Source organism: Bradyrhizobium betae, from assembly GCF_008932115.1.
In the GTDB taxonomy this organism is placed as follows: Bacteria; Pseudomonadota; Alphaproteobacteria; order Rhizobiales; family Xanthobacteraceae; genus Bradyrhizobium; species Bradyrhizobium betae.
The window spans coordinates 6,799,438-6,817,388 of sequence record NZ_CP044543.1; the positions used below are offsets into that span (position 1 = coordinate 6,799,438).

Below are 17,951 nucleotides of genomic sequence, written 5' to 3' on the forward strand. Positions count from 1 at the left end.
TTCATGAGCGGATTCGTCTCGAATCAGCGCATTAATCAAGCGCTCCTTTTGTTGACCAAGGTGCTCCAGCCCTATGTCGAGAAGCGCATGCGTGATGCGTATCGCGGCAACTGGCAGCAGAACCTGTCAGTTGCCGCCGGCACCGACACATCGAAGCCACTCGATGCTTACGCGCTACTGAAAACCATGGTCGATAATTGGCAGCACGCATTCCGTGATGGGCTCAAACCGATTGTGCGCAATCACGTCTCGCTTGCTCTCGCCGCGCGCAACGACATGGCGCACGCTAGCGGCACGATCGAAGATACCGACGCGATCTCGTACCTCCGCTCAATCCAGGCTGTGGTCGAAGCTATCGAGCCCAAGTCTGCCGCTGGCATCAAGGCATTGCTCGACGACCAGACCAAGGCGATGGCCGAGGCAATGGGTGTCACGACTGAGGTCGCAGCCAAGACGGTCGCCGTCCCGCAACAGCAAACGCTCGATCTCGACGACAGCAAATACACATGGAAGCCCTGGCGCGATGTAGCGCCGCCTCATGCCGATGTGATGGCTGCGCGGTTCCAGGAGGCTGAATTTGCTGCTGACCTATCGACGGTGAGTCGTGGCGAAGGGGCTGAGACCTATCGAGACCCTCGGGAGTTTTACCGCATCACTTATATCACTGGGGGATTGCGCAAGGTACTTCAGAGCGCAATCGAGCGCTTGGCTGGCAAGGGCGGCGATCCCGTCATTGGGCTGCAGACCTCGTTTGGTGGAGGCAAGACGCACACTATGCTGGCGCTCTACCACCTGGCGAGCGCCAAGAGCCCCGAGACGCTGCCGGGTCTCGCTGACATCTTCAAGGATGCGGCCGTAACGACGTTGCCGATCCGCTCGAAGCCAGTTGTGTTTGTCGGCACGGCTGCCGGCGCCAATCAGCCATTCATCGTGGACGGCGCGCGCACTGTCAAAAGCCTTTGGGGACTGATCGCTGTAAAGCTCGGTGGCTGGAAAGCGTACGAGACAATCAAGTCATCAGATGAGGCGCGAACCAATCCCGGCTCCGAGGCAATGATTGCCATCTTGAAGCAAGCCGCACCGTGCCTCATCCTCCTGGACGAAGTAGTAGCCTATGCACGAAACCTCGAAGGTATTCCCTACGACGGCTTTGTTTCATTCTTGCAGTCACTCACTGAAGCCGCAAATGCGGTGCCAGGTGTGTTGGTGGTTGGCTCGCTGCCAGAGAGCGGCGCCGAGGTGGGCAATCAGCGAGGTCGCGAGGCCCTGTTAGCTCTCGAAAAGGTCTTCGGTCGTGTGCAGTCGGCGTGGGCCCCAGCCCAAGGCACCGAAACATTTGAGATCATCCGCCGCCGCCTGTTTCAGGAACTGGACCCTGAGGGTGAGAAGGCTCGCGAGCAAGCCGTCAAAGCTTTCACGAGCTACTACAAGAACAATGCGGGTGAGTTCCCAAGTGGCGCGCGCGAACGTGCTTACGAGGCGCAGCTAACCGCAGCATACCCAGTGCACCCCGAACTGTTCACGATGTTGCAGACTGATTGGGGTGCGCTTGAAAGGTTTCAGAGGACCCGCGGCGTTCTCAAAATGATGGCGCAGATCGTCTACCGGCTCTGGCGGGACGGCCATGCAGCGCCTATGATCCTGCCGGGCGACGTACCGCTGACCGACGACAAGGTGCGCGCCAATGCGCTGGTACCGCTTCCTACGGGATACGATGCAGTGATCTCCAAGGAAGTTGCTGGTGATCTCTCGAAGCCAGCGCAGATCGAGGCGCGATCCCCATCCATCGGTAAGAACAAGGCCGTGACCCGGGCGGCAACAGGACTGTTTATGGGCACCGCGCCCCATGGATCGACGAACAAAGGAATGGAGGTTGCGCGTCTTCGGCTAGCCTGCGCTATTCCTGGCGAACAGCCGTCTCAGTTTTCAGAAGCCCTTCGTCGACTCGGCGAGAACGCAGCCTACCTTTATAGTGCGGGAGAGAACTATTGGTTCTCCCCGATTGCCTCTCTCAATCAGGAGGCCGAAGACCGTGCCAAAGGACTATCTGGCTCCGATGTCGAGGCAGAATTGGTTTCGCTGATCCGGTTAGAGGAGCGGCACAAGGGAACCGGCTTCTTGCGTGTTCACGGTGCTCCCGACGATCCCTTGAGCATAGACGACGCCTACGAGGCCGCGCTGGTGCTGCTTCCTCCGTCCGCATGGCACCGGGGGCGCGACCAAGATACTCCAGCAATGACCCTCGCGGCCGACATTGTTGAGCACAAAGGTCCTGGCCAGCGTCGCAATCGAAACCGGCTAGCGTTCTTGGCCGCAGATCAGTCGGCCCTTGAAGATATTCAGAACGTGGTTCGCAAGAAGCTCGCTTGGGGTTCTATTGTGCGCGATGCGCGCGGCATTCTGCAGCTGCCGCCTGCCCAGGAGGATGACGCGAAAAAGAAGCTCGCCGAGCAAGAGGCCGCGGCGCTCAACGCGGTCCGTCGCGGTTGGAAGCACTTGTTGCTGCCGCAGGAGCCTCAGCCAGGGAGTGCTTACGTCGCCCGTGGTTTTGATCTTGAGCCCGTTGCACTGACCAATCGAGGCAGTGACCCGGCGCCGCTGGCCCAGCTCGCGTGGAAGAAGTGTGAAGATGACGGGCTCATAGTCGCGCGCCTCGGCGTATTGGACAATGACCTGAGCAAAGTGTGGCAGCCCAACCAGCAGCACGTCGCGGTCCGCCAATTGCGCGACTGGTTTGCTCAGTTTCCTTATCTCTCAAAGCTGCGAGAACCGCCCGTGCTGGCCAAAGCTATCAGCGAGGCGTTGGCGCGTTCGGACGCCAAATACGGTCTCGCTGATAGGTTCGACGAGGCGAAGGGGGAGTATGTTGGCCTAAAACTCGCGCAGTTGGTTAGCATCGATCTGAATTCGGATGTCGTACTGATCCGCAGAGAGGTTGCGGACGCCCAGCTGGCCAAGCAGGCGCCGCAGACGGCTCGGCTTGCTAACGGCAATACTAACGCGACCGGTTCAGGCCAGCCCTCCGTTTCTCAGCCACTGCCCACTGGCGGTACTCGCGCCGCTCGCCCCCGGCGCTTCTACGCCAAGATCGTCCTCGATCCCAATCGTCCCACGCCTCAGGTTAGCAATATCGCCCAATCCATTCTAAGCGAGCTGGATCGGGTCCGCGGTATCCGTATGACGCTGACGCTCGATATTGACGCCGAGGCCGCCGACGGCTTCCCCGAGGATGTTGAGAGCGTCGTGCGTGACAACGCCGCGAGCCTGCGGATTACGGATTTTGGTTTCGAGGGGAGTAAGCAAACAACTTCCGTTTGGTCTGCAGTTTCACACTTGTGAACAGTCGGTGCCTCCAGTAGGGCGCACTGGGTTCACCAAGAGCGACTCCGCTCTATCACCGCTCGCCATCCAGACAGACGATCAGAGCCTCGTCAATATGACGGCGCTATGGATCTCGATATTGTCGAGTGACAGGCGTTCGCCAGTGGAGCAGTCGATAGCAATGCTTCCATCCCAAGCTAGGGAATGATTTCCGACGACTGGGTCGCTGTCGACATAGCCTATGGTAGCCAGCCTCCCTGAGAGATCGGCCTTGAGTTGATCGTTTGATGGACCAAACCTGCCGATCTCAGCTTTGCGAAAGCCTTCTTCAGTCACAATAACAGCTGCTGACCACCCCAATCGAAAGAGGGGATAAACCACATCGAGGAGGTCGATGCCTGCGGGGTATTCTGAAAGATCCGGCAGGTTGGTCGTGGGATCAATTGTTATGCCCAAAACGGCGGCGACTTCCTCGTAAGATGTGCCGGTAACGGTTGCCAAGCTTGCGATCTCGCAATCCTTACAACCTGGCCGCTGAGGCACATATTCGAGCTGCTTCATCTCGGGGTAATCCGCAGGAGGAGGAGTGGAGGACATCCGAGCTAGTCGGACCAATCGCTGGAATAATCTGGGTGTCCAACTGCCGTATTCTTGCTTGCGGCATTTAAGTTGACAACTCAAGGATCCCGGATTTTTCGCTCACGGAGGCAACATGTCGGTGCGCGACGAGCCGTCGGGCAGATGCTGATGTAAGCCGACGGATCACCGCTCCTCCATACCAACTTCGCTATGCGGTTGGTATTTCTATGCTTCGTGGCCGAGATGACGATATTTCCGATCGAAGCTACGGTCGGAAGCTACGCTTTCTTGGATTGTGGTTCGACGCTAGCCGTTGGCGCATGCGCGATAAGGCGACTAGCTGCAGGCGCTGGTTACGTGAGCGGCGCGCTAAGCTCTCCAAGAACAACGACACGATCCATATTAGCGATCGCGCCACCCCGACAGATGCTCATGCTGCGATCATGCGGTATCTTGAAGACCGACCGCTGCTCGCCCTTGCGAATATGAAGACTGGACGTTCGATCGTGGGACCAGAGTGAATGCCGGCCGCGGTTACAACCGCGAACAACTGCAAGGACGTCCCCGATATCGGTGGAAATCGACCGCCCCTCCACTGGATGCTCACGCCGCTATCGTCGCCGGGAATTCGTAGAAGCGGGACGTGGACGCGGGGTCGTCCGCCTGGAAGCTGATTTGGGAGTTCTTGGTGTCTAGGCTCAACTTGAGCAAGTCGAATCCCTGACGAGCCATTATTCGCTCAGTCTAAGAACGAACTCGTATTCTTAGAAACGAACAACCTGGCATCGCGTATGTCATTGCTTCGACGCATGCACCAATGGGAAAACGAAAGTTGATGATTCGCTGCCTCCCAAATAGCCGAGATAAGTTCGCTGGCGTAAATTTGAACGAGGCGTGCACGATCGTGGTCCGACTCAAATGGGACGCTCTCGAAGTTGCCGCCCGTCGAACTATCGCGAAAGTCGTTTAAGGTCTGAATGAGCTGAGGCTCGTTATTTAGCTCCAAATCCGCGAACATAGCGTCTATTCTCGCCTGGAGGCCGAGAATGCGAGCTGCCGGAGCTGCGGATGCTGGAGCGTCGGGGCCAATCCAATATTTCGTGGACGCCTCGGCCGCGGCGTCGAGAACAGTGCAGAGTCCTTCAATACGCTTAAGCCACAAGTCCCGACGATACTGCCAAGACCTCAGCAAAAAAGCGGAAAGAAAGCCGACTATCGCGCCTACGACTAGGTTCGTCACCGAGCAACTTCTGAAAGCGTCGCTCTCGCGATGTAACCCCAAATCATTTTGGGGTACGTCTGCATGCGCGGAGTGAGTGCCTCGAAACGCAAAAGCGATTCCAGTTGTGACGGGCTGAAATCATGATGACGGACGAGACCGCCGAATGCTTCTTCTAGGAACGACGACGGCAGTCCGGCAACGCCATCCAGATTGACAACCAGCTGCGCTCCACTTTTCAACTTGGGCGCGAGGTGATCTTCCCGGAACGCCTCGCCGGAATTCGGCCCATCGGACCTGAACCTGCCGCTGGGGAAGCGGCTGAAGTCCTTGGCAATGCTCAGGTATTGTGCGGACATCATTTCATCAATTCCTGGCAACCCGCCAGATGATCAGGGTTCCGTCAATTGCGGTCGGCCGCGTATTATAGCGACCTTTTCGTCCCCTGTCTTTCCGGTATTCGCCGGCGCGGCTGCGGATGGTTAAGCGGCCGTTTGGAAAAGCATCTAGGGCATCCTCAAACGTCTTCAAGCCCCGCCCCCGAAATTCAAGGCCGGTAGAAGATCGGCCCACCTTCATGGCGGCAGCAATCGCCGCTCCGTCGGCGGTCATATCGGAAGGAGAGGGCATCCGACCGAGTAAGCGACCCATCAGTCGTTCCCATCCCGCGTGATGCTCCCAGGCGTTCGCGGGATCGGCCAAGGCCGCAGGGATGGAGATCCCCTTATCGTAGACAGTGATCAGCATTGAGCGATCGTCCACGAACCCGGTCATCCACCAACCTGGAAAATGCGGTTCGGGGAAATGTTGCCGTTCGGGATAGGCATGGTGCCGCGTGTTGGCCAACGCTTCGATCATTGCTTCATAGAGGCGAGGATCTCCAAAGACGGTATCGACTTCTAGCGATTTCAGGAGTTCATCGACTCGTTCACCATCAGCCTTGGTGCCTGATTCGAATCGAAGTACCTTCCACCCGACACCTTGGAGAATGGTCCCGTCGCTGTGATGGACGCCACACAGCGAAAGGAAGCCAATGGAGTCCAGCATCGCCCGCACATCGGGGCGCCAATTTTCGAAGTCGATGGCGTAAGGTCTCCAGCCTCCGCATTTCCGAAGCCGGTCGTATTCCGAGGCAACAATCAACGCAACAGGCACGGAGATGCTGTCGATGCGGGTGAAATCCCAATATCTTGAGAACACTGGTACGCGCTTGAGATTGCGCCGGCGGCTGCGTCGATTGGAGGAAAAGCTTGAAGTCAATCCGATCCTTAAGTCTTGCAGAAACTTGGCGGTCTCTTCGAAGTTCTCTTCAAACGAAAGAATTGCCGGCACCGGCCTCGGTTCATTCAGAACCCTAGTCAGCGAAAACTTTCCATCCCTGTAAACGTTGATCCAGCGCCCGCTTGTTCCGAATGCGGGCAGCTTGTGAGATCGTCGGATCGCTTGTTTAATACGTGAGACCCGATTTCGGTTTGCGGAAAGGCGAGCCCGCCGCTGCTGACGAAGCTTCTGCCGGAAATTCAATTTCTTCATAGCAGTGCAAGGAGCCGCCGGATCATAAGCCAGCAGCCTTGGCACGAGCTTGGTCCGCGGTTCTCATTGCACCCACTAATCCGCAGACGATCCAGATGCACCGAGAGGTGTCATTGGTCTCGGCTGCCACGGCCAACGTGAGCCGCAAATAGTTCCGATGACAAAGTAAGCGAACACAAGAAACATTGCCATGCTCCCTAGGACTAAACAGATAACTGGGAGTCGGAATGTCTCTTTCGGGTCGTCGCGCTGCAGGCACTTTGCCGTAACCTTGTCCAATGCCTGCTGGCGCGATTGGCTGATGTTAGCTTGAGTAGAAATCGCTTCTCTCACTAGGGCCAATAGCTGATCGCTTTGAGCCGCACTGGTGCGTGCAGCCAACTCCGATTGGCTCGAAACTTGGTTCAAAGCCGAATTCATCTGCAGAAGTAGACGCCCTATGGAGGAGTCGAATACCGCCAGCTCGTTATTGTTCGCAGCTGCGGTAATAATTTCTCCCACGTGATCACAGACCTTCTCTGGTCCGATCTCCAGGCCCGAGAGCGTAATGCCGCGCCCAGATGCCATGGAAGTAAGCGCCACGGGCAGCGCGATCAGGGCTAAATAGCCAAATATGACCGCGGTCAAAATAGCTATCGCGAGCTTAATGCTGGCAACCGCCCGAACTTTTGACCACGCCGATGTCTTCGACGCTTCCGGTGAAGTCCCAACGTTCATGATGCTTCCTTGGAAATGGGCACAACCAGCGGGCAATGACTCAATCAAATGTTGTGTCTCTAACAATGCCCCCAGTTTCTGTCCAGCCCGCGCGCAATCAAGTCCTGTGCTCAGTCATTATCGCGGCGGTCGAGATCCGGTCTGAACCCCGCACGCTCTTGAGCGGGGCCTGCTCACTCGCCCTTGCCGTCGATCAGCTTTGGCTGCCGCGCTGCCTCTCGTGCGCCCACGTCTCCTCCATGGCCTGGCGCACGTCGTCGACCGTCGCGGCCGTGTAGAACATCGCGGTGGTTTTGATGTCGGTATGGCCGAGCAGCTCCTGCACCATGGGCAGATTATGGGTCTTGCGCAGCGTGCGCATGCCGGTGGTAAGGCGAAGGTGCGCGCGTTGAAAGTAGCCTTCGTCCAGGTGCGCTGCTTGTACGACCGAGGCCCTCACAGGTAATTGGATGCCGCTTCGCCTTTCAGGCGCCAATCGTCCCGGTGCGGCCGCTGCGCGAGTTGGGCTTGGCCTTGTTGGTGCAAACCGCCGCCGGGTGATGGCTCCCCGGCGCCGGAGGATGGGGCAGGGCTCTTTCTTCAGCAGGAGCACGCGCCAGGCGTCTACCTCGGGACGTACTCGACGAGCATCCGTGGAAGCTGGTTCAAGAGGGAAACCGTGGCGCATCCTCACCTTGCAGAAGAGGATATCCACTCCTCCAAACCGGAGCGCCGAACATATTGAGCTCTCGACAATTTTGGATGGCGCGCTTGAGGATCGCGTGGTTAGCTACGGTGATAAACTACAAATCGCCAAGCCGAAACTCGCGTGTGTGTCCTGTACGAGTGGTGGAGTAGGGCGCCATCCAATCCAGCAATGGCGACCGACTACGCTCGCGATGGCGTCCTATTTAGGCCGGCATCCGAGCCAATCGCTTGTTATTCAAACTTCAGAAGAGCGAAAAGATATCACCGATTCAGAGGAGAGCTCTCGCGCTAAAGTTGGTGGGCCGGCAGCGAATTGATGATAGACGTTCGATGGAGGCCAGCCGCGGGGTAAGCCTTGTCGCGCAGCTTGTCATATGAGAAGTCCGGCTCGGTTGCTTGCAGCTTGCGGACCATTTCGAAGGACCGTTCATGATCTCCCTTGTGCGCGTAAAGCGCAGACAAGTATCGGAGAGGGGGAGCAAAGGTTGGGGCGAGTGCATGGCTCGCTTCTGCAAGATGGATTGCTTGGTCCAGCTCACCCGACATCGTACCGGCAATGCAGCTCAAAGCATCGATCTGGTAGCGGAAGGGCGCCGCACCCGCGATGGTCCGCGCAAGCAGTGTGTGTTGAAAGCCGTCCTCAGGCTTTCCGAGATAGCTTTTTGCGATTCCCAAGCAGGCCCAGGCGATCGGGTTAGCATGGTTCAGTTGGATAGCTCGTTCGGCCAACTCGTAGGCTGCGACATACGCGCGCCGCATCATGCTTTGGACGTGTGCGCTCAGGCTGGCAACGTAGGAATTGTAGGGCTCCAACTCGAGCGCCCTGTACATGAAATCGAAAGCCTCGGCCTCAAGGGTCTGGCGGCAGCTGAACTGGCGCTCGGCTAGCATAAAGGTACGCAGATAGGCTCGCCAAGCGAGATAAATGCCGCGCGGCTCGGTCTCGAAGGCGGCAGCGAACATTCTGTCGGCGGTCTCGAAGTTGATCCTGCCCAGTCGAAAAAGGTGCAGGATGCCGGCATAGCAGAGATGGGGCGCTGAATTCGGGCCGCAATCCTCGACCTGGGCGAATTTGTCGACGGCAAAGTTGACGATGAGGTTGATCATTCTCATCGTATTGGCATCGTTCAGGTCGAGCCCGCCGTTCATCTGCAGAGTTGACGACCATGCCAGCGTATTTTTCGGGTGCTGCAACAGTGCGACCCGGACGATCTTGGTCGCATCGGATCCAAACACGTCTGAGCGCAGCGACAGCTCACTGGACGATCCACCATCGTTCGTCGGCGGCATGGACGCCGCGCCGGCCTCGCGCTGGTCTTGAATCGCCGCGACACCGAGCTCAGTAATCGTCTTGGCAATGGAATCGACCAGGCTGTCGGCCATGATCGCTATATCCGCCGGCCCGGTCTGACATCCGCGGGTCAATATGATCCGGTTCCGCGCGGGCTGGTCCGCCGCCGGCCCGATCTCGGCCGCGCGGACAGGTGTGGGCGATGCCGCGACACGGCCACGGAATCGCCCGCGCTCCTCCCGCAACCAATCCTCGAACTCCTCCTCCGCGATGTCGAAGCCTTCGAGCAGCTCCCCCGTCGGCTGCGATGTCGGGCCGGCACGGCTTGGAAAGCCGGAGCTCGCCATATCCCCCGCAACATCCGTCTTGAACGATTTCGGATCGAGCGAGATTACGAAGCTGTCGGCCAACAGCATGGCTTGCGCATCGCCGAGTGCCCTGCGGATCTCGGTCAGGCTTTGGCGCAGGCTCGCCGCCCCCTGTTCTTTGCCGCGGCTCCCCCACAGTTTATCCTGAAGCCAGACTCGGGATCGCTTGTGCTCGGGTGCCAGCGTCAGCATCGCAACGAGAGCGCAAGCTTTACGTCCTTTCGGCGTGCAATCTTCTCCCGAGGCCTTTTGCATGCGAAATGGCCCAAGGAGCTTGATCAGCAGTTTTGGATCTGAGCTCACATCCACCGCCCACAATCATAAAATAACTAGGTCAAAAATCTTAAAACCACTGATTGAGTAGTGAAGTCCCCAATACCATCGCTGTCAACGTGAATTATCCGTGAAACGCCGTCATTTCGACGGAGGGCTGCTTGACCGCACGAGCCTTCAAACCGACCATTCCGGGTAACCGAGCGGAGCAGGTTCGCCGGGCCAAGCGGGGAGGCGTCAGATGGCATGGCTGAGCGGTGAGAGTGGAGAAAGTGGCGAGAGCGGCGAAAGTGGCGAAAGTGGTGAGAGCGGCGAAAGCGGCGAGGGCCGTCGGGCGCCGGCTCCATCGCGCGCACGCGCGTTAATCACGAGCCGGGAAGGCGTCGTCGGTTACTGGAACCCGCCGACGCACATCCCCGCGCAGTATGCAGCCGGGCCAGAGGCGCTTGATCGCTGGTCCCGCGATGTGCGCCAGCGCATCTTTGTGGGAGAATTGCTGTCGGGCCTCGTCTATGACGAAGGCGAGGCGTCGATCTCGCTCCAGTACCGCGGCCGCAGCGACGAGACGTTCACGCCGATCGTGCACATGATCCGTCCCGACGCCGCGGACTTCGCCAAGCAGGCAGCCTGGGTGTTCAACTACGCTGCGTTGCGGGTGGAGCGGAGCAGCGAGATCTTGGCCGAGCTGCACGACATCACCAGCTTCCTGGGTTCGGTCGGTTACTTGAATCCCAGTCGCAGCCCTCGCACCGCGGAGCTGCTGGCGCTGGTCCTGCAGGTGACGACGACCATTGAAATGCGGATCAAGCATTCGCTGACCTGCCGGCGCCCCATCGAATATTCACCGCAGATCCAGCCGATGATTCAAACTCCGGGCCACGGCTCCCTTCCGAGCGGCCATGCTACGGAATCCTTTGCCACGGCCTTCGTCATCAATGCGCTCATTCGCAAGGCGAAGACGGGCAAGGACGACGTTGATACGGGCGATCCGCTGTTCGTGCAGTTCATGCGTCACGCCGAGCGCATCGCCATTAACCGCACGGTCGCCGGCCTGCACTTCCCGGTCGATAGCGTGGCCGGCATGGTGCTGGGCTGGGTTCTGGCAGAGTTCTTTATCGCGCGCTGCACTGGGAGCGCCCAGGTCACGATGCGCAAATTCGACGGACGGGGATTCGACGACGATTTCCGCTACGAGGATGTGCTGACCATGTCCTACCGGCGGTCGGCCGAAGCCAACAACGCGGTCGAGCCGGGCGGGAGCGATCTTATCATCCAAGCCGCAAACAGAGCGTGCGCTGTTCCATGCTCGCCCATGCTGCAGCATCTCTGGACACAGGCGCTCGCCGAGTGCCGCCTGATCGTAGGCTGACACGAAAGGACAGGCGCATGAGTGATTGGCGGAGAGATCGTGCTGAGCGTGCCAGTCCCTACCTCGATTGGGAGTTTCGAAACCGGCCTGTCAGCAAGAGCCAGGACTGGTGCAGCGTGCGGATTGAGCTGCTGGCGGATGCCGACGGGGGGTACGTCGCACATCTCGAGCAACTCGCCGCCGTCGTCGAAGCCGGCCGCGAGCCGGACGAGCCGGCGGACGCCTTGACGGTCCGCATGTCGGCTGACGAATTAGCCATGCTGACGACGCTGATCGACCGCATTCGCACCAACCATGCCCCGCCACCGACGGATCCGCGCGATGTCCGTTTTTTCATTTATCGCCCCGAAGGCATCGCCAATAGTCCTCGTGCCAACGGTCTTTTCAAGACCGTCTATGTCGGTCCGCCGATACCCGGCCTCCGCTTCGAGACCGGAATCGCCGAGCCGACGGATCTCGGCAAGCCCTGGACGGATCTGACGCGGCAGGTCGCGATCGGTATCATCGACGACGGCATCGCCTTCGCGAACCACCGTTTTCGCCGCAAAGGTGGAAACTCGCGCATCCGAGCGATTTGGCTGCAGGATGTCGAACGACCAACGAAGGACTTCGGCGTCGCCACCGGTCAACGGCTGCGCGGCGACGACCTCGACAAGCTGTTTGCGGCCCATGCCAGCGAGGCTGACATTTACCGGGCGTTTGGCTTGATCGGTTTTGGCGATGGACAGCGGAAGCCGCTGGCGCAGCGCGTCTCCCATGGCACCCATATCCTCGATCTCGCTGGCGGCTATGATCCGGCCACGGAGGATGTCGCCGACAAGCGGCCTCTGTTTGCCGTGCAATTGCCATCGGCGGCATCCGGCGACACGACGGGCGTGACCATGGCGAGCTACGTATTGCAGGGGGCGCGGCAGATCATGTTATGGGCAGACAAGATCAGCACGAGTTTGCCGCTCGTCATCAATTTCAGTTATGGCATCGCGGCCGGCCCCAAGGACGGCACCCACGAGATCGAGCAGGCACTGTCGGAGATGATCGACCGCCGCAACCAGCTCGGTGGCCCGACCTATTTGGTGCTGCCAGCCGGCAACAATTATCGCGAGCGGACCACGGCGCGTATGGACCTGACGTCAGGCGCTACACACCATCTCGACTGGGTCATGCTGCCCGACGACGGTACACCCAACTATATCGAGATCTGGCTCGATGGTGACGCGATCGCGCAGCAAATGCCGCGCATTGGGGTCAGCCTAACACCGCCCGGCGAGATGCCGCGCATGATCGATGCATTTGAAGACGGCGACGTGCAGGTGCTGGAAGACGACCGCAAGCCGATCGCCGCCATCTATGGCCACCTGGCCGTCGTTCCCGGCCAGCCCGACCGCGTCCGCTTTCATCTGTCGGTCAATCCGACCAGCGCGCGCTGGAGCGAACGGCCTGCTGCGCCGGCCGGGCGCTGGCGGATTGCTATCGCCAACGGATCGGACGCGCCGCTGACCGCGCATCTCTACATCCAGCGCGATGATACGCCACTCGGCTATGTGCAGCACGGCCGCCAGTCTTATTTCGATCACGACGCGGGCTATGAGCGGGCAGCGCGCGATGGCAGCTATACCGGGCCGAGCAGCGGCTGCCCGATGACGCGCGAAGACACGCTCTCAGCGCTCGCGACCGGCGCGGGCGCTCTCGTGGTCGCCGCCGTGGATGCTGCGGGCGAGCCGGCAGAGTATAGCGCAAGCGGGCCGACCCGGGGGCGCGCCGAACCCGATTGTGCCGGGATTGCCGACCAGGGACCTGCGCATTGGGGCGTGCTCGCGGCCGGCACCTGGAGCGGGTCGGTAGTGGCGATGCGCGGCACCAGCGTGGCCGCGCCGCAGCTTGTGCGTAGGCTCGCCGATTATCTTGAATCGCGGCAGCCCGGTCCGGTTCTGGAGTTGCGTGCCGTGACCGACGGCCCTGTCGCCAACTCCGCTGTCCCACCACCAGGCGCGGCTGTGCTCGAGCCGATCAAACAGGACGCAGTCGCCGCGTCGCCGCGCGACAAGGCTCGCATCGGTAGCTTCATCCTGCGCCCAAGCGGCCATCCCCGCCTGCCGCCGCGGACCTATCCGCGCAGTCCAGACTCGCGCTGAGCTTGGCCGTCGCGGCTGATTGCCGGCGTGATTGCAGCACGCCGGCAAACGTACCGCGCGCGCTAGGATTTCCAGCCTGCATTCGATGTCTCTTGCGCTGCGACGCCGTTGGCGTGCGATGAACGCAGCGTGACTGCGAAAGGCGTCCTCGCCAGCTGCATTTTTGACGATGCTCTTGCGATCTGCTGACGATCGCCTCACGGCGCACCGGCATATTTCCTCCCGTACGAACACGTCAATTAGGAGGATTCAATGCGCTGCTCCACCATCTGCATCATGGCCGGCCTCATCAGCTCGGCCCTGCTGACATCCCAGGCGTCGGGTCAGAACTTTCAGAGCCTGACGCCGAACTATCAGCCGCATCAGCAAACCGACACTGAGCGATTGCAGAACTTCCGCGCACCAGGCCCAGCTCCGACCACCTATCCCAACATCAGTCGTGATTCTGGCACCAACGAGCCGCGGCTCAACGTCAACCGCGATGTCTCGCTCGGCGGCAACGTGACGCGGGATAGCGCCGAGGGGAATGTGCGCTTCCCGATTCCGGGCTCCCGCTAGGGTCTCTTCGGACGAAAAGGCGAGCGGCCTGATGTCTAGGCACCGCGCGTCGAAAACCGACTGCCGATTCCAACCGATCATTACCTAGGAGATTGCAGATGAAGAGTCTTCGAACGGTGGCCTGCTTAGCGACGCTTTTACCCAGTGTCGCGCTGGCGCAACAGCAAATTCCGACAGGCTCCCTGCCGCCCGACATCGCGGCGGCGATCAAGGCGGCGCCGCTGACGCAGACGCTGATTCCGATAAGCGGCGAGGAGAAGTTCTCGCAGCAGATCATCAAGGCGGACGAGATCTCATTCGCGGCGGGGGCAAAGCTGACGCTGACCGGCTTGAATCATCCCTACATCGTGGTGGCCGCGCAACGCATCAAGTTCGCCAATCCTGATGCCTACAGCATCATCCAGCGCGATCCGCAGACCGCGGCCGCCCTCGGCAGCGACGGCCCCGTCGGCCCCAACGGCGCCGACAATCCCGGCGAGACCAATCGGACTGGCAATCCCGGCTATCCCGGCGGCCCCGGCGGCCCGGCCGTGGCCGGACAGACCCGGCAGTTGCCCGATGTCTATCTGGTCGCGGGAGAGATCACAGACCCGAAAGGACCGATCCCAGCGGGCCTCCTCAATCTCGTTCTTCTCTTCCGCGGCATTGACGGCGGTGATGGCGGCACCGGCGGAAGGGGCGGCAACGGCGGTCGGGCGGGAAACGGCAAGGAGGGCGCTACCAGCCTTTTCGATTGCAAGGAAGGCGGAGGCCCGGGTGGGACGGGAGGCGCTGCCGGCGCCGGAGGACGCGGCGGTGATGCCGGAGCCGGCGGACAAGGCGCCGATCTCATCTTCGTCACCACAAAGCCTGCCTACGAGGTCCTGAGCTATTCGCGGACCAACAATGTCGGCGGCAGGGCTGGGCTTCCCGGTCGAGGCGGCAACCCCGGCAATCCGGGACCTGGCGGGCAGGGCGCGCCGGCGAATGGCTGGTGCAAGGCCACGGGCGGGGGATCGCCTGGCAGCTTTCCTTCGCCCGCCAACCTCGGCCTCGGCAATACGGCCGCTGACGGCGCGAAAGGAACAGTGACGGCGGTCATTCTGCAGTCCGTGGGCCCTCTGTTCGGCAAGTGAAGCGCCGCCGAGTGCAAGTTCAATGAGCGAGGTCGCGCGGCAGCAGATGCAAGTACGCGACCTCAGGTTTTTCAACCTTGGAGCAAGCCATGACAACGACACGCGACAGAGTGGAGCAATACGTCCTCGACTATTTCCATCGCCAATGGCCATCGGCGACCGACGGCACCTCGCTTGCGGACGATCTCGGCCTCGACGCCTACGACATTTACGACATCGGTCGGCATTTGCGAGGTTGGCGTGGCGCCAGCTACACGCCGAGCGAATTCGCGGCCTGCGCGAAAGTGAAGGACATCGTGACGCTGATCTTCCAGAAGGTCCACGTCGCCGAAGGTTGAGGCGGGCCGGAGTCCAGTCTTTCGAGTCAAAGGGGGCAACGATGAGGCGAATGAGTGTGACCATTGCCGTCACGGGTTGTGTCTTTGTCGGGCAAGCGGTTGCCGCTGCGGCAGCTGCAGACGACATCTTCGCCTGCTACAAGACTGGTCCTGCGGCCGAACCGAACTGGAGCGCGGTCGCGCGGGACTATGCGCACAAGCGCTTCAAGCGAGACTGCAGTCCAGAGCGGCCCATCGCGGCGGTTGCACCCCGCTTGCGGGCTATGCCGGCCCCCCCTCATGCGTTGGCGGTCAAGGCGCTCGCCAGACCTGAATCGGGCAGTGACTTGATCTGGTTCGTGCGCAAGGACTTCGCCGATGTCGACTTGTTCGGCAGACCGCAGCCCAATGAGAAGGCGACCGGCGCGGAGGTGTCCTGGTCGCGCAACAACACGGCCGCAGACACGATCTGGCAGGTCAATGGCCTGGTCGGTCTCGCCTACAGCTATCTCAACGAAGACTACTCACCCTTCATCGGCCTCAGCCTGGCATCGTATGTGAAGGTCGACAGGGAGGCTCATTCCGCGGCGGCGAGCGACGACAACCGAGATGCGGTCACCATCGGTGGGAGCGGCGAGATCGGTTTCATCAATCCGATCGGAGGCGCAGACTATGTTCGCGGCAGCTGGCTTGAGACCCGAGACGGCACCCTGGACCGGGTCACAGGACAAGCCAAGCTCGAATGGATGCCGATTTATCTGCGCGTTAACCGGCAAATTCCGGGCACCTTTGTGACTACCAATTTCCGTCCTGAACTCAAGGTGCAATATGATGAGCGCCAGGGCGGCCTCGCGCCAATTGGCTTCTCCGGTCTGGGTCGTTCGCTGCGTATCGGTCCCGAAGCGACGTTTCTGTTCCGTGTCACCGATTTCGGCGCCACGTTGCCTGGCTGGGCCGAACCGCTCGCTGGCCTGAGCGGCGCTGTGACCTATCACTGGTGGCGAGAAATCTACTCCGGGCAGAGTGGCAGTCGGCTCGACAGCACCCTCAAATACGACATCAATCCCAACGTCGCACTTGCCTTCTCCTATCAGAAAGGGCGCGACGAGGAGACTGCGAAACGGACGGACCTTTACAAGCTCTCGCTCAATTTCAAGACCTGCGCGGCATTCGCGAGCTTCTCGGGCGAGCGCTGCTCTGCCCAGAAGGAATGAGCTGGCACGAGCGGGCTGTGCACTCTTTAGGCTTCATGATGGAGGGAGATGATATGGACAAGGCTGTCGAGGGATTTGTTCAGGTGCTGAGCTTCGTGCTGGCATCCTCTTCGACCGCGTCGCTGCTGGCGGTCGGACTGATCCTGCTGCTTATCACTACCGTGTTCGCCTGCATTGCGCTCAGGTCGAAGCCTGAGGAGGTGACTTCGTTCTTCAAGGTGGCATTCTTCCTGTGCTTGGTCGGCGGCATCCTGTTCTCCGCGGCTGGCCCTTCGCTGGCGCTGTTCTACGTGTCTCAGGATCCGATCCGTAGGAAGCCCGTCAACGCGGCGATCGACGACCTCGCGAGCAACAGGCGCGTGCGCTACGTCATCCGCCTGATCTCGCGTAGTCCCTCCGATGCCGCGCTGGGGATTGACGCGCTGACCCAGCTCGGCCCGGCCCGGCAGAAATATTCCTTCGTCGCCGACTACGAGGAATTGAAAGGCTATACGGTCAAGGAAGCGCTCGACTTGTTCGGCATCGGCTACGTGGCCGGCTACCGCGTTTCGGTGGTGATCTTTCCGCTCCAGGTCGATCTCTATCCGGCGAATGCCCGCGGTCTTTTGCAGGTCGTCAGCAACGTCGAGGCCGGGGTCTCGCCGCAGGACCGCTTTCTCAAGCCAGGCAAATTGTCAGACGACGAGCTCAGGGAATTCGGCGACACGGGCATTCCGACCTATCGTCTCGACAACTTCAAGCCGCTCTATCCGCATTATTGTGAATTGGCGCAGACCTTCTTCTGCGGGCAGTACGCCGCCAAGGAGCTTGTCGGCGGCCTCTATCGCGATTGGCATCCTCTCGGCTTTTCGCAGAAGAACCCGCCGACGCAGCCCTGCGCCATCCCTAAGGAGAAGTTCTGCTCCTTCTCGGACTGGGACAAGGTGCGGCAAGAATTCAAGGGCCATTTCGGTGTCCGAGCGTTCTTGATCGAGAACCTTGAGATTAGTAAGATTCCCGGACGTATGTTGTTCGACTTTCAGGATCCGCTGCGAGACAGGATCCCCGATTTGGGCCTTCCGTTGTCGTTCGACTGAGCGAAGCTTGGTGAAGAGTAACTCAGCCGAGCTCATGCGGGTGGGTGCATGCCAACTTAGCGATGGCAAGCTACGTAGACACCCGCCAAGTCGGCCGTTGCAAGCACCGTAGATTTCATGGGAAGCGGCACTGACGATAATCCCGTTCTGGAAGAGCGTTGTCCGTCAGGTCCGGATGGTTG

General features: G+C 60.2%; 14 protein-coding genes. 8 read left to right on the plus strand and 6 right to left on the minus strand.

Annotation, left to right across the window (positions count from 1 at the left end):
- Positions 1–3 precede the first annotated feature (3 nt).
- Positions 4–3,339: a DUF499 domain-containing protein gene (locus tag F8237_RS32705; protein ID WP_151650193.1), complete on the plus strand. Its 3,336-nt coding sequence runs from the start codon at positions 4–6 to the stop codon at positions 3,337–3,339.
- Between the two features lie 81 nt (positions 3,340–3,420).
- On the opposite strand, the gene F8237_RS32710 is transcribed toward F8237_RS32705, so the two are convergent.
- The 6 genes from F8237_RS32710 to F8237_RS32735 form a co-directional block, all read right to left on the minus strand.
- The gene (locus F8237_RS32710; RefSeq protein ID WP_151650194.1) at positions 3,421–3,882 is read right to left on the minus strand and encodes a hypothetical protein; all 462 of its coding nucleotides are present in this window, start codon (positions 3,880–3,882) and stop codon (positions 3,421–3,423) included.
- 1,254 nt (positions 3,883–5,136) lie between these two features.
- Positions 5,137–5,481 carry an STAS-like domain-containing protein gene (locus F8237_RS32715; RefSeq protein WP_201280165.1) on the minus strand — a complete coding sequence of 115 codons (345 nt, stop codon included), beginning with the start codon at positions 5,479–5,481 and terminating at the stop codon, positions 5,137–5,139.
- Between the two features lie 4 nt (positions 5,482–5,485).
- Entirely contained in the window at positions 5,486–6,697 is a 1,212-nt protein-coding gene (locus F8237_RS32720; protein ID WP_151650195.1) for a hypothetical protein, read from the minus strand.
- A 30-nt stretch (positions 6,698–6,727) separates the two neighbouring features.
- Complete coding sequence (locus F8237_RS32725; protein ID WP_151650196.1) at positions 6,728–7,369, minus strand: hypothetical protein; 642 nt, start codon at positions 7,367–7,369, stop codon at positions 6,728–6,730.
- A 193-nt stretch (positions 7,370–7,562) separates the two neighbouring features.
- Positions 7,563–7,730: a hypothetical protein gene (locus F8237_RS36165; RefSeq protein WP_162006313.1), complete on the minus strand. Its 168-nt coding sequence runs from the start codon at positions 7,728–7,730 to the stop codon at positions 7,563–7,565.
- A gap of 614 nt (positions 7,731–8,344) precedes the next feature.
- Positions 8,345–10,018, minus strand: coding sequence for an AfsR/SARP family transcriptional regulator (locus F8237_RS32735; protein WP_151650198.1), 1,674 nt, complete (start codon positions 10,016–10,018; stop codon positions 8,345–8,347).
- 211 nt (positions 10,019–10,229) lie between these two features.
- On the opposite strand from F8237_RS32735, the gene F8237_RS32740 reads away from it, so the two are divergent.
- The 7 genes from F8237_RS32740 to F8237_RS32770 all read left to right on the plus strand — a co-directional run bounded on the left by F8237_RS32740 (position 10,230) and on the right by F8237_RS32770 (position 17,769).
- The gene (locus F8237_RS32740; RefSeq protein WP_151650199.1) at positions 10,230–11,357 is read left to right on the plus strand and encodes a phosphatase PAP2 family protein; all 1,128 of its coding nucleotides are present in this window, start codon (positions 10,230–10,232) and stop codon (positions 11,355–11,357) included.
- Between the two features lie 116 nt (positions 11,358–11,473).
- A complete protein-coding gene (locus F8237_RS32745; RefSeq protein WP_151650200.1) occupies positions 11,474–13,489 on the plus strand; it encodes a S8/S53 family peptidase in 2,016 nt (671 codons plus the stop codon).
- A gap of 252 nt (positions 13,490–13,741) precedes the next feature.
- On the plus strand, positions 13,742–14,047 hold the full coding sequence (locus F8237_RS32750) for a hypothetical protein (protein WP_151650201.1): 306 nt from the start codon (positions 13,742–13,744) through the stop codon (positions 14,045–14,047).
- 98 nt (positions 14,048–14,145) lie between these two features.
- The gene (locus F8237_RS32755) at positions 14,146–15,162 is read left to right on the plus strand and encodes a hypothetical protein (protein ID WP_151650202.1); all 1,017 of its coding nucleotides are present in this window, start codon (positions 14,146–14,148) and stop codon (positions 15,160–15,162) included.
- Positions 15,163–15,251: 89 nt separating this feature from the next.
- Entirely contained in the window at positions 15,252–15,500 is a 249-nt protein-coding gene (locus tag F8237_RS32760; protein ID WP_151650203.1) for an acyl carrier protein, read from the plus strand.
- 50 nt (positions 15,501–15,550) lie between these two features.
- On the plus strand, positions 15,551–16,693 hold the full coding sequence (locus F8237_RS32765; RefSeq protein WP_151650204.1) for a hypothetical protein: 1,143 nt from the start codon (positions 15,551–15,553) through the stop codon (positions 16,691–16,693).
- Complete coding sequence (locus F8237_RS32770; protein ID WP_162006314.1) at positions 16,690–17,769, plus strand: hypothetical protein; 1,080 nt, start codon at positions 16,690–16,692, stop codon at positions 17,767–17,769. Before F8237_RS32765 ends, F8237_RS32770 begins: the two co-directional genes overlap by 4 nt.
- The last annotated feature ends 182 nt before the right edge of the window (positions 17,770–17,951 follow it).

Coding starts and splice junctions, on each gene's coding strand:
- F8237_RS32755 (WP_151650202.1), top strand. CDS start 14,146: ATGAAGAGTCTTCGAACGGTGGCCTGCTTAGCGACGCTTTTACCCAGT.
- F8237_RS32765 (WP_151650204.1), top strand. CDS start 15,551: ATGAGTGTGACCATTGCCGTCACGGGTTGTGTCTTTGTCGGGCAAGCG.
- F8237_RS32705 (WP_151650193.1), top strand. CDS start 4: ATGAGCGGATTCGTCTCGAATCAGCGCATTAATCAAGCGCTCCTTTTG.
- F8237_RS32715 (WP_201280165.1), bottom strand. CDS start 5,481: ATGATGTCCGCACAATACCTGAGCATTGCCAAGGACTTCAGCCGCTTC.
- F8237_RS32760 (WP_151650203.1), top strand. CDS start 15,252: ATGACAACGACACGCGACAGAGTGGAGCAATACGTCCTCGACTATTTC.
- F8237_RS36165 (WP_162006313.1), bottom strand. CDS start 7,730: ATGCGCACGCTGCGCAAGACCCATAATCTGCCCATGGTGCAGGAGCTG.
- F8237_RS32725 (WP_151650196.1), bottom strand. CDS start 7,369: ATGAACGTTGGGACTTCACCGGAAGCGTCGAAGACATCGGCGTGGTCA.
- F8237_RS32770 (WP_162006314.1), top strand. CDS start 16,690: ATGAGCTGGCACGAGCGGGCTGTGCACTCTTTAGGCTTCATGATGGAG.
- F8237_RS32750 (WP_151650201.1), top strand. CDS start 13,742: ATGCGCTGCTCCACCATCTGCATCATGGCCGGCCTCATCAGCTCGGCC.
- F8237_RS32710 (WP_151650194.1), bottom strand. CDS start 3,882: ATGAAGCAGCTCGAATATGTGCCTCAGCGGCCAGGTTGTAAGGATTGC.
- F8237_RS32740 (WP_151650199.1), top strand. CDS start 10,230: ATGGCATGGCTGAGCGGTGAGAGTGGAGAAAGTGGCGAGAGCGGCGAA.